The organism is Acidobacteriota bacterium, from assembly GCA_016196035.1.
Classification (GTDB): domain Bacteria; phylum Acidobacteriota; class Blastocatellia; order RBC074; family RBC074; genus JACPYM01.
Map to the genome: position 1 here is coordinate 122,278 of JACPYM010000034.1, position 11,870 is coordinate 134,147.

At 58.1% G+C, this 11,870-nt stretch carries 8 protein-coding genes; 2 read left to right on the forward strand and 6 right to left on the reverse strand.

Going from position 1 to position 11,870, the window contains the following annotated elements; translation table 11 throughout:
• Positions 1–77 precede the first annotated feature (77 nt).
• The 6 genes from HY011_12275 to HY011_12300 form a co-directional block, all read right to left on the reverse strand.
• Positions 78–3,215 carry a TonB-dependent receptor gene (locus HY011_12275; GenBank protein ID MBI3423707.1) on the reverse strand — a complete coding sequence of 1,046 codons (3,138 nt, stop codon included), beginning with the start codon at positions 3,213–3,215 and terminating at the stop codon, positions 78–80.
• Between the two features lie 238 nt (positions 3,216–3,453).
• Entirely contained in the window at positions 3,454–4,692 is a 1,239-nt protein-coding gene (locus HY011_12280) for a cation:proton antiporter (GenBank protein ID MBI3423708.1), read from the reverse strand.
• A 118-nt stretch (positions 4,693–4,810) separates the two neighbouring features.
• Positions 4,811–6,172, reverse strand: a complete 1,362-nt coding sequence (locus HY011_12285; GenBank protein MBI3423709.1) for a tryptophan 7-halogenase — start codon at positions 6,170–6,172, stop codon at positions 4,811–4,813.
• 38 nt (positions 6,173–6,210) lie between these two features.
• Positions 6,211–6,597: a nuclear transport factor 2 family protein gene (locus HY011_12290; protein ID MBI3423710.1), complete on the reverse strand. Its 387-nt coding sequence runs from the start codon at positions 6,595–6,597 to the stop codon at positions 6,211–6,213.
• 137 nt (positions 6,598–6,734) lie between these two features.
• Positions 6,735–8,057 carry a coproporphyrinogen III oxidase family protein gene (locus HY011_12295; protein ID MBI3423711.1) on the reverse strand — a complete coding sequence of 441 codons (1,323 nt, stop codon included), beginning with the start codon at positions 8,055–8,057 and terminating at the stop codon, positions 6,735–6,737.
• 137 nt (positions 8,058–8,194) lie between these two features.
• Positions 8,195–9,496, reverse strand: a complete 1,302-nt coding sequence (locus HY011_12300; protein MBI3423712.1) for a phenylacetate--CoA ligase family protein — start codon at positions 9,494–9,496, stop codon at positions 8,195–8,197.
• Between the two features lie 209 nt (positions 9,497–9,705).
• On the opposite strand from HY011_12300, the gene HY011_12305 reads away from it, so the two are divergent.
• Together HY011_12305 and HY011_12310 are read left to right on the forward strand one after the other, a co-directional pair.
• Positions 9,706–9,915 carry a hypothetical protein gene (locus tag HY011_12305; GenBank protein MBI3423713.1) on the forward strand — a complete coding sequence of 70 codons (210 nt, stop codon included), beginning with the start codon at positions 9,706–9,708 and terminating at the stop codon, positions 9,913–9,915.
• A 75-nt stretch (positions 9,916–9,990) separates the two neighbouring features.
• Complete coding sequence (locus HY011_12310) at positions 9,991–11,595, forward strand: sodium:solute symporter family protein (GenBank protein ID MBI3423714.1); 1,605 nt, start codon at positions 9,991–9,993, stop codon at positions 11,593–11,595.
• The last annotated feature ends 275 nt before the right edge of the window (positions 11,596–11,870 follow it).

Below are 11,870 nucleotides of genomic sequence, written 5' to 3' on the forward strand. Positions count from 1 at the left end.
GCGTCTGCTTAGACGCGCCGCTTGCTGGCGCGCGCGGTACCGTCCCGGCGATTGCACAACCACAATCGCAGTTCCGGCTAAAACGAAAGTCGCAACCCAAATTGAAGCTGTCGCGCCGACGTCACCGTCGAACGGATCAGCCCAAACGACGAAATTGTTGCGGGCTGTCCGGCGGAATCGGGGCGCGGGTCATTGTTCGCCAACGGTGTGCCGGCGAAAGCCTGCACGACCGGCGTGCCGAAATTGGCGCGGTTGAATAGATTGAATGCCTCGAAGCGGAATTGCAGCGACGTGCGTTCGCCCAGTTTGGGCAGCCGCGTCTTTTTGACCGTCGCTAAATCAAAGCTCCGCAGGTTCGGCCCGATGAAGGCATTGCGCCCGGTGTTGCCGAGCGTGCCCGACGCTTGCAACACGAACGCTTTCGGATCGAACCATTGATCGGGGCGGCCCAGCACGGCGCTCTCGTAGGTGTAACCCGCTGCCAGACTCGGACGGTCGCGGCCCAGCAGCGGCGAGTTCGACGGGTTCCACTTCGATTGCGAGCGGTTGTTTTGCACGAAGACCGTCAGCGGATTGCCGCTGCGCAAGTTGCCGATACCGATGATTGACCAGCCATCCAGCAACACACCCGCCGCGCCTTTCAAGCCTTTGGCAAAAGGCAATTCCCAACTGAAATTGCTGACCCAGTTGTGCGCCGCGTGGAAGTCCGAGAGACCCTTGTTGTAATTGGTGCCCGGCGGTTCGGGCAGCGCCGAGACCGTCGCGTTGGTCGCATCCGAAAAGAAGGTCGAAGCCTGCGTCGTGTCGAGCGAGTGCGCGAAGGTATAAGACGATTGAAAATCCACGCTCTTGCTGAAGCGCTTGCGCACCTCGAAGATCAGCGCGTTGTACCAGGAATTGCCATCGCTCTTTTTCAGTTCGATCACGCCGTTGTAATTGGGATTCACGCGCGGCGCATTGTTCGGATAGAACCACGTGCCATCGGCCTGCTTGACCGGCACGCCGATATTGAAATCGGTGTTGCGCAACAGGTGAATGCCGCGCGCGCCCGCATAGCCGACCGTGACCACCGTGTCGAAAGGCAGTTGCTGTTGCACGTTCAGATTGTAGACGTTCAGGTACGGGTTCTTGACATCGTATTCAATCGGGCGAATCGCGGGCACCACACCAGGGCGGTTGAACGGCGGATTCGGAAAGGTCGGATTGGGCAGCACCGGGCGCGGCGTCGCGGGCGGATTGGTCACGGTCACGATCAGGTTCTGGTGGTTGTTCGTGTTGAAATAGATGCCGTACCCGCCGCGCACCGCCGTCTTGCCGTTGCCGAATACGTCGTAGGCAAAGCCCAGGCGCGGCGAGAGATTTTTGTACGAAGGGTTTTGATAGAGCGGCCCGATGGTCAGCGCGCTGTCGGTGTAAAGATTGCGTATGAACACATCGCGGCGATCCTGCGGCACGGTCTCGAATTCGTAGCGCAAGCCCAGATTCAAGGCGAGCCGCCGCGTCACTTTGAAATTGTCCTGCGCGAACATGCCGACGGTCGTGATGCGCCAGTAACGGTCGAACTGCGCTTCAGGCGTTAAGCCAACAAAGTTGCTCGGCACGTTGCGCAGGAACGAACTGACATCGGGGAAGGTGTAAATGCCCAGCGAGAACGTAGGGTTGAGCATATTGATCTGAAAACGTTCGACCAGCGCGCCGAAGCTCAGGTTGTGTTTGCCACGCGTGTGCGCCAGCTTTTCGCTGAAGCTAAACACGTTTTGCGCCAGCCGGAAATTGGCAGTGCTTTGCGGGCCGAAGCGTTGCATGCCGCCGATGTCAATATCGCCGACCGTGGCGCGCCCCGTGATGAACGGCGGCAAGTTCACGTCGGCGCGCACATTCTGCCCGATGCGCGTGCGGCTGAAACCGAAGCGCGCCGTGTTCACCGTGTTCGCATTCGCCAGCCAGGTGTGTTCGATGGTCGTGAATTGGTTGCGCGACAAAAAGGTGCGCGGGAATTGCGGATAATCGGTTGGCAAAAAGTTGTCGCCGTCATCAAAGGTATGGCGCGCGAAAATCTGATGGTGCTCATTCAAGCTGTGATCTACGCGCGTCTGAAAGAAGTCTTCATCCAGCCGTTGATTGAAGCCGAAAAAGTATTGCGCCAGGCCGCCGCCGATGCTCGCGCCGTTGGGCAGCGGGATCGCATCAAGATAGGGTTTGATCACCGGGCTGACCGTGACATTGCCGCTGGGCAGGATGCCTTGCCGCGCGTTCAGGTCGGGCACGAACGAGAGAATCGAGCGGCCCAGCCGTTCGCGTAGGGCTTCGTAATTGCCAAAGAAGAAGGTGCGGTCTTTGACGATAGGGCCGCCGATGGCCCCACCGAACTGATTGCGTTTGAATTCGGGTTTGCCCAACGGTTGCCGGTCAAAGAAATTGCGCGCGTCCAGATTGTCGTTGCGCAGGTAATGATAGAGCGCGCCGTGCAATTCGTTCGCGCCAGACTTGCTCAAGGCATTGATCTGGCCGCCGAAGTTGCGCCCGAATTCGGCGGAATATGAATTCGATTCGACGCGGAATTCGCGGATGGATTCGGTGCCCAGGGCCGTACCCGCCGCGCTGCCCGCCGGGCCGCTGGTGGCGTCGTTGAGCAAGGTGCCGTCCAGCAAATACACGTTTGAGCGAATGTCCTGGCCGTTGATGGTAATGCCCGACCCGTGCGCTACGACCGAGCCGCCATCACGTTGCGGAAAGGACACCACGCCCGGTTGCAGCAAGGCCAGGTCGGTAAAGTTGCGGCCATTCAACGGCAACTCGCGGATGGCGCGTTCGCCGACCAGAAAGCTCAACTCTTGCGTTTGCGTGTTGACCAGCGGCGCGGCATCGGTGACTTCGACGGTGGTTGTACTAGCGGCGACTTGTAGGCTGAGATTGACCTCGGCAGTTTCGCCAATGGTCAGCCTGAGCTTTTTGGTTTCGGTTTTGAAGCCGGATTGTTCGACCAGAATTTCAAAACTGCCGACGCGCAGTTCCGGGAACGAATAGCGCCCGGCGCGGTCGGTCGTCGTTGTGCGCGTCAGATTGGTTTCCAAATTGCGCGCGCTGACTTTCGCGCCGACGATGACCGCGCCCGCTTGATCTTGAACGATGCCGGTGATCGTGCCAGCGGTTTGTGCGGCCAAACTAACTGAAAAACAACACATCAGACCGGCGACCAAAAATGCTTTCGACATAACTACTTTGTCCAACTCAGGGTTAATGCAAGATGTTGCGGAGATACGGCACCAGGTTGTCACGAGTCTAGGGTATGCACTGCAAAAATGAAAACGGATTGAAGGCATGCAATGTGGTTCGCTGCCACGGCACGCTACAAAGCGAAAGACGGGGCCAAGGGCTTGGCGGTTTCCTTTGTTTCAGCGGCTGGTGCAGGGTTTTTCGGGTCAGCGCGGGCAAGCTGCTGGCCGCCAGAGCTTAGGTTTGAGTGCGCTTTGCCAGCTTTTCGGGATACACCCAATGCAAAAGCGGCGCGGCCATCAGGGTTGTCACGAGCGCCATCAAGACCATGATGGAAAACAGCGTGGGCGAGATGATGCCCAAATCAAGCCCGATGTTGAGAATAACCAATTCGACCATGCCGCGTGTATTGAGCAAGACCCCGACAGCGGTGGCTTCGCGCCAGGACAAGCCGGTGAACCGCGCGGCGAGCGTCGAACCGCCTAATTTGCCCGCGATAGCTGTGCCGATAATGAGGGCACAGCTGAGCCAGCGTCCGCCTGTGATCAAAAAGATGCTCGAACGCAGACCGGTCAACGCGAAGTAAAGCGGCAACAGCAACACCACAATTAGCGCTTCAATGCGCAGCCACAACGCTTGCGACAAATCGCTTTGCCGAGGCATCACCAGGCCCGCCAGAAACGCGCCGAATAAAGCGTGGATGCCCAAGGCTTCAGTGATCCAGCCCGAAGCCAGCACCGTCAACAAGATCAGCGCCAGCATCTCGTGCGATAGCTCTTGCCGCCGCGCATAACGCGGAACGAGTTTTTGCAAGGCTGGTTTGACCACGACAAACATCAACACGACGTATCCGCCCAACACCAAGAACACAGGCCAAAGCGGCTGTGACTGGTCTGACGCGCGCACCAAGACCACGATGCCCGCCAACATGCCCCACGCGGTGGCATCGTTGATGGCCGCACAGGTAATGGCGAGCGCGCCGACCTTTGTGCGCAACAGGTCGCGCTCGGCCAGAATGCGGGCCAGCACGGGAAAGGCCGTAATGCTGATGGCCGTGCCGATGAAGAGCACAAAAGCGGTAAGATTGACGTGCGGATCAGCAAAGCGCGGGTACAGGTAACCGGCGAGCAGGCAACCCAAAACAAAGGGAACCACGATGCTGGCTTGGCTGGTGACGACTGCCACGCGTCCCAATTCACGCACCTGTTTCAAATCCAGCTCCAAACCGATCAGGAACATGAACAGTAACAGGCCTAGCTGGCTCAGTGCGCTCAAGGCAGGCAGACTGGCGGCGGGAAACAGCGCGGCGGATAGATTCGGCGCGGCCCAACCCAGCAGCGAAGGCCCCAGCAAAATGCCCGCCAACATTTCACCGATAACGCGCGGCTGATGTAGCTTGCGAAACAGCCAGCCGAGCAAGCGCGCCGCGCTGAGGATGATGGCAATCTGGGCGAGCAGCAGCTTGAAACTGAACATCGGGGCGTAGGCTTTTAAGGAGTGGGTTTGGATCAGTACCGCGACCGATAGGGAGCGTGGTCTGCATCGCTGCAAACCGGGCAATCGCGCTCCCTACCAGTCGCGATACTGACAAAGATCAATCTCCCGCTTGTTGATGCGCCTTGGCGCGGTCGTCGAAATACTGGTACTTGGCCGAAAGCACTTCAGCGGATTCCGCAGCACGTCCGTTATTGTCAGCTTGCTCAGCTTGCGCAAGCTGCTCCCACAGTGTGGGCGGAATCTCGGCGAAATCGGCCATCGGGCCATAAACGGCATCCACGCCTTCCTTGAAGACATCGCCAATCAGCAGGCTGATGACGTTGACGCGCTCGTTCGGATACTTCTTGAGAAATTGCGAGAAGCTGAAGCCTTCGTTGTAAAAGGCATAAACGAGTTTGCGCATGGACTCAATGCCTTTGTCCAACTTGGCTTGGAATTGACCCAAGCGCGCCGCCGAGAAATCATCGTGTTTGAAGGCGTCGTGAATCGCATCCGCCGCCAACTCCGCCATCTTCAGCGCGAGCAGCACGCCGGACGAATAGATTGGGTCGAGGAAGCCATAAGCATCGCCGATCAGGATGAAACCATCACCGGCGTTGTGTTTTGAGCGATAGGAGTAATCGAGGATCGAATAGATTTTGTCTACGCGCTCAGCCCCTGCGACGCGGCGGCGACAGGGTTCGCACTTCTCGACTTCCTCGTAAAAGATTTTCGCCAAATCCTGACCGCGCCCTTTCACCAGATATTCGGGGTCGGCGACAACGCCGACGCTGGTGATGTCGTTTTCGAGCGGGATATACCAGAACCAGCCGTTGCTGCCGAGTTCAGTGCGCAGTACCAGCGTCGCGCCGCCGTTGAGATCGGGTTCGCGGTGCGCGCCTTTGAAATATGAATAGAGCACAGCCTTTTTGAGTTTCGGGTCGCGTTGCCGCCAGCGGAATTTGTTCGAGAGCATAGCCTGCTGGCCCGTCGCGTCAATCACGACTTTGGCGTGGAATTGTTGCGGCTGGCCGTCGAGCAGCACTTCAACCCCGACGGCGCGCTCGCCATCGAAGAGCACTTGTTTGACGGGCGTTTGTTGATGTACGACCGCGCTCTGTTCCGCCGCGTGTTCGATCAGCATTTGATCGAAGACCGCACGCGTCACTTGCCAGGTCACGGCGCTTTCGTGGTGGTTGGCTTCAAAGAAATAGAACGGGCGCGATTCCTTGCCCGCCGGGTTGGCGAAGGCCACGCTGTATTTGTGCACGAACGGGCTGGCTTTGAGTTTGTCCAACAAGCCCATGCGCTGAAACGTCCAAAACGTGTCGGTCATCAGCGATTCACCGATGTGATGGCGTGGGAATTGTTCTTTCTCGAAAAGCACGACCGAGCGGCCTTCGCGGGCGAGAATGCTGGCGACGGTGCTGCCCGCCGGGCCGCCGCCCATTACGATTACGTCATAGGTTTTGGTGTTCATAGTTGGATTCGGTCTCGGTAGTAAAAAAAAACAGGCAATCAAAACATCGTATTGTCATTAGCGGACGTGGCGGGGATTACCTGCAACACGTCCCAGTGTTCGACAATCTTGCCGTTTGCGTCGAGGCGGAAAATATCAATGCCTGCCCAGTCCTGATCGCCCGGCCATTTCTGGAAACAATGTAAGACAACGTAGTCGCCTTCGGCCAGCACCCGCTTAAAATAGACGCGCTTGCCCGGATACTCTGCCGCCATCCGCGTAAAGTAAGCGATAAACGCTTCCTTCCCATCCGCTACTGCAGGGTTGTGCTGGAGGTAAACTTCTCCGGTGTATTGCTCGATGGCTTCAGCGGGCTTGCACTGATTGAACATCAAATCATAGAAAGCCATCACGGTTTGTTTGTTTTGTTCGAGCCGGTCGGACATTTGAAGTGCTCCTTCTGCCAAAAGTTTTTGCGTCTCGCGGTCGCTGCGTGCCCGGCGCGCTGGCGACTTACTCGCACGCAGCATTTCATACGGCCTTGCCATTACAGAAACCTTCCCGAACAACCCAATGAAGGTGCTTACGCGTACCGCACCGCCTTCAACTCCGGCTCAAAAAACTCCGGCAGCAAATGGTCAATCTGCTGCAAACCCACGCGGGTGAGTTCAATCCTCTCGTGTTGGCCGTTATGACGTTGCAACATATTCTGCCGGCTCAGTTGCTCATACACGGGTTGAAATTCCTGCCAGACATCCACATTGAATTTGCTACGGAAATAGCTTGTGTCGAGCGCCCCGGTTTTGAGCAGCAGGATCATCTCCCGAATCAGTTTCTGCTTCGGCGTCAGCCGCAAGGCGCGCCACAAAGGCAATTCGCCGTTTTCCAAGCCGCGCAAATAATCTTCATACCGCGGCGCGTTCTGAAAGTGCACGCCGTCGAAATGTGAGAACGACGAAACGCCCAGGCCGATCATATCGCCGCCGTGCCAGAGGTTGTCGGTGTAAATAAAGCGCGTCGGCTTTTTCGTGGTCGCCAATGTATACGCGCTCGCCGCGCGGTAGCCCCGCGCTTGAAATTGCTCGAAGGCATAATCAATCCAACGCCGTTTGGTCGGCCAATCGGCAATCGGTGAATCAAGACCCTTCTCGATCATGTCTTTTGAGATGACGGTGTTGTAGGGCAGTTCCATCTGATAGATCGTGACCGAATCGGGTTCCAGTTCCAGCGCGCGCCGCACGGTTTCGTGCCAGAGCGCCTCCGATTCGCCCATCATCCCGGCGATCAGGTCAATGTTGATTTGCGGGAAGTCCACTGTGCGCGCCCATTCATACGCTTGATAAACTTCGGCGGAAAGATGCGCGCGGCCATTGGCGGCCAGGATGTCGTCATTGAAATGCTCTACGCCGAGGCTCAAGCGCGTGACGCCGATTGCTTTCAGCGTTTCCAGCTTCGCTTTGCGCAAGGTGCCGGGTTCGCATTCAAACGTGACTTCTTCGGCTTGCGCCCAACTGACGTGGCGATTGAGGCCTTCGACCAAGTAGTGCAATTGACGTTCGCTCAGGTAAGACGGCGTGCCGCCGCCGAAATAGGCGAGGCGCAAGGGCCGCCCCTGCAACGCGGGCATGCGACTGTAAATCTCGTTCTCTTTGATGACGGCATTGAGATACGCCTCAATCTCAGTGGCGTTTTTATCGGTGTAGACTTTGAAGTAGCAAAACTTGCAACGCTTGCGGCAAAACGGAATGTGCAGGTACAGACCGAGCGGCTGATCGGGGCGCGCGGGTTGTTCCAGCGCCGCCAGCGCGTCGGGAATGTTTTCCGGTTTCCACTGCGAAAACGGCGGATAGTTGGAGACAAAGTAATTGCCGACTTCGGTTTTGTTCTGCGAGGTCTCTAGCTGCATGTACATCCTCGGCGCCACGCTAGGCGCGTGCCTGACTCCCGAATGTTCCGGGTAACGTGATTGAATTTGTGCTCGCGTGATGGAATGCGGCGGATTGTAGATGCTTGCGCGCGCATTGCCAACTCCCCCGCGCCGCCTCACTCGGCGATCCGCTTAAACCGCCGCGCTTTGAATTCATAACGCGGCAGGCTGAGCGCTGCGGCTTGCTCGACATTGACGCGGATGTTGAGTTGCGTCCGAAAGGCCGTGCGAATGGCGCGTTCGACTTCGGCAAAGGCCAACGCGCCAGTCGTCTCGACCTTCAGCAAAAGATCATCCATCTCTTCAACGCGGCGGATCTCGACTTCGTATTCGACGACGGACGGCAGCGCCTTGAGCAAGTTATCAATCGCCGCTGGATAAACATTGACGCCGCGCACGCTCAGCATGTCGTCCGCGCGCCCCAGCACGCCGCCTTTGATGCGCGCCAGTGTTCGTCCACACGCGCATGGTTCGGTCGTCAGTTCCACCAAATCGCCAGTGCGATAGCGCAGCACCGGCATGCCGGGCCGACTCAAGGTCGTGATCACCAATTCGCCGCGCACGCCTTCCGCCACCGGCTCGGCGGTTTGCGGATCAATCACCTCAAAGATGAATTCCAGTTCGTTGAGGTGCATCGCGCCATCTTCCGCCTGACAATCAAAGGCCCACGCGCCGACTTCGGTCGCGCCCGCGTGATCGAAGCAAGGCGCGCCCCAGGCCGCTTCAATACGCCGTTTGACGTTGGGCACGCTCGCGCCGGGTTCGCCCGCGTGGATCGTCAGGCGTATGTCGCTGGCGTGCAGGTCAATGCCCACACGCGCCGCGACTTCGGCCAGATGCAAAGCATAGGTTGGCGTGCAAACCAGCACGGTGCAGCGGTTCTCGATGATCGCGCGCAGCCGTTGTTCCGAACCCATCCCGCCGCCAGACAGCGCCAGCGCACCGACGTAACGCGCACCATCAATGCCCGTCCAGTGGCTGATGTAGGGGCCAAACGAAAAGGCGAAAAAGACCAGGTCGGATTCGTTGACGCCCGCACCGCGATAGACCTCGGCCCAGCAGCGCAGAAAGCTTTCCCAATCGGCTGCCGTATCGAGCCATTTCAACGAGCGCCCGGTGGTGCCAGAGGTTTGGTGCAGATAGCGATACTCACTCAACGGATAGGTGAGCAGGCGACCGTAAGGCGGATGGGCGAGTTGTTCTTCGGCTAATTCGTTTTTGGTGGTGAAGGGGAGACGGGCCAGCCCGGCGGCATTTGTCACGGTAGCCAGCGGCAAGCCGGCAGCTTGGAACTTGTGCGCGTAAAACTGATTGGTGACCAACTCGCGCAATAAAACACGCAGCCGCTCGTCTTGCCAGGCGCGCAAGCGTGTCCGACTGGCGGCTTGTAATGCGCGCGCCTCCGCAACTGATTGCATCATTTTCCTGCTTCTCCCGCTTCTGACTATGCAGTCTGATTTCGGTCTTTGGCTCTGTGCGGAACTGCCGCCCGTGGCAGTCTGTTTCCAGTTGATCCGCGCACCGCGAAACTTTAGCTCACATTGCAATTTTCGCAAGTGCTGTGGGATAGTACGCCGCATTTGCGGGGCTGGTTTCGCTTCAAATTACATCGCATTATCAATCGCCTATGAAACAACTGTTGCTGTCTGGCGCGGTTGCCGCGCTTTATCTATTGCATCAAGACACTTGGTTCTGGCGCACGGCGCAGCCTTTCGTGTTCGGTTTCCTGCCCATCGGCATCTTCTATCACGTCTGCTACACGCTGGCAGTGGCCGTTTTGATGGTGGTCTTGGTGCGTTATGCCTGGCCGGCGCAACTCGAACAAGATCACGATTGAACCGGTCTACAACGCCGGTCTGCAACGCCGGTCTGCAATGATTGATGCTACCAACGTAGAAGGAGTGAGCGCGTTTTGATTCCTGCGATCTTTGTTTTCGTCTATCTCGCCGTCGTCATCTATATCGGCATTTTCGCCTTTCGCCACGCGGGCAAAGAGGGAGCGGAAGGCTTCTTTTTGGCTAACCGCTCGCTGGGCGTTTTCGTGTTCTTGCTGTCGCTGTTCGGCACGAATATGACCGCGTTCTCAATCCTTGGCGCGTCGAGCCATGCCTTTAACAACGGCATTGTGACCTACGGGCTGATGGCTTCGTCGTCGGCATTGATTGTGCCGCTGTCTTTGTTTCTGATCGGCACGCGCGTCTGGGCGCTGGGCAAACGGCACGGCTTCATCACGCCGGTGCAAATGTTCCGCGACCGTTGGGAATGCGGCCACATCGGCACGGTGATTTTCGTCGTGCAAGCGGCGATGCTGGTGCCTTACATCATCATCGGCGTGATGGGCGGCGGCACTACGCTGAACGCCATCAGCGGCGGGCGCGTGCCGTTCTGGTTCGGCGGCGCGCTCGTGGCCCTGGTCGTGATGTCGTATGTTTTTTTTGGCGGCATGCGCGGCACGGCTTGGGTCAATACCTTTCAGACGCTGCTGTTTCTCTGCTTCGGTATCACGGCCCTGATCGTCATTGCCAAGGGCCTCGGCGGTTTTGGTGCGGCGATTGATGCGTTGAATGCGTCGCCAGCGACCGCCACGTTGCTGACGCGCGAAAAAGTCTCGCCGCTGTATTTTTTCAGCTACACGTTCATTCCGCTGTCTTCGATCAACTTTCCGCACATCATCATCTTTTGCCTGACGGCGCAGCGTGTGCAGCATTTCAAAAAGACGGTCATTCTGTACCCGCTCTGCATGCTCGCCATCTGGTTGCCGTCGGTCTATCTGGGCGTGCTGGCCAATCGCGCGGTCGAGGTGCCCGCCATTCAGGCCAAGCTGGCAGCGCGCCAAACGCTGGCGACGCAAGCGCAGACGTTGACGCCGGAACAGAAAACGCAGTTGCGCGCGCAAGCCGCCAGCGATGACGTGATCATCCGCTTGCTCGAATTTTATGCGCCGCTCTGGCTCGCCGGCTTGCTGGGCGCGGGGATTATGGCGGCGGTGATGGCGAGCGATTCGCAGATTCTGGCGCTCTCGACAATGTTTGCCGAAGACCTCTTCGCCTTTTACGGCGGGCGGCGGCGCTTCGGCGAGCAGGCCGAAGTGCTGACCGGACGCATTTTCGTCATTGTGCTGACGCTAATTGCGTATGCGATTGCGCTGACCTCGCCGCAATCCATTTTTGATCTGGCGGTGCAATACGCGTTTTCAGGCTATTCCGCCCTGATGCCGTTGATGATCGCGGCGCTGTTTTGGAAAGGCAGCACGAAGTGGGGCGCGCTCGCTTCGACGCTCTGGACGGCGGCGAGCGTGCTGGCCGTGGCGGCATTTCAATCAGTCGTGACGGCGCCGGGCGTGGTCTGGAAGCTGGGCAGCGTTGAAGTGTTGACGCGCACGCCCGCCGGCACAGCCGTTTTCGGCTTGCTGCCGGTCGTGCCGATGGTGCTGATCTCGGCGCTGTTGATGATCGTTGTGTCGTGGGCAACTAAGAAACCCGGCGCGACGACACTGGAGCGCTATTTCAGTGTTTGAACGACGAGCCTGCTTGGCTCGTAGCAACGGACGGTTGACAGGTTCGCGCGTCCGCCGTTTGCGATGGCTCAATCGAGCTACCTGAGCTTGGCACCCTCACTTGTTCATGGGCGCGTTCGGAGCAAGTGTTTAGAGTTCAAGCTTTAGCTTGTTTGTGCGCGTATCTGGGGCCAAGACAAGCTAAAGCTTGAACTCTAAACACCCGCTCGTCAGTATTCTTTTCTGCCTGTGCTCCAAACTTGGTTGCTCTGATTTAGCTTACTCCCTCTCTCCTC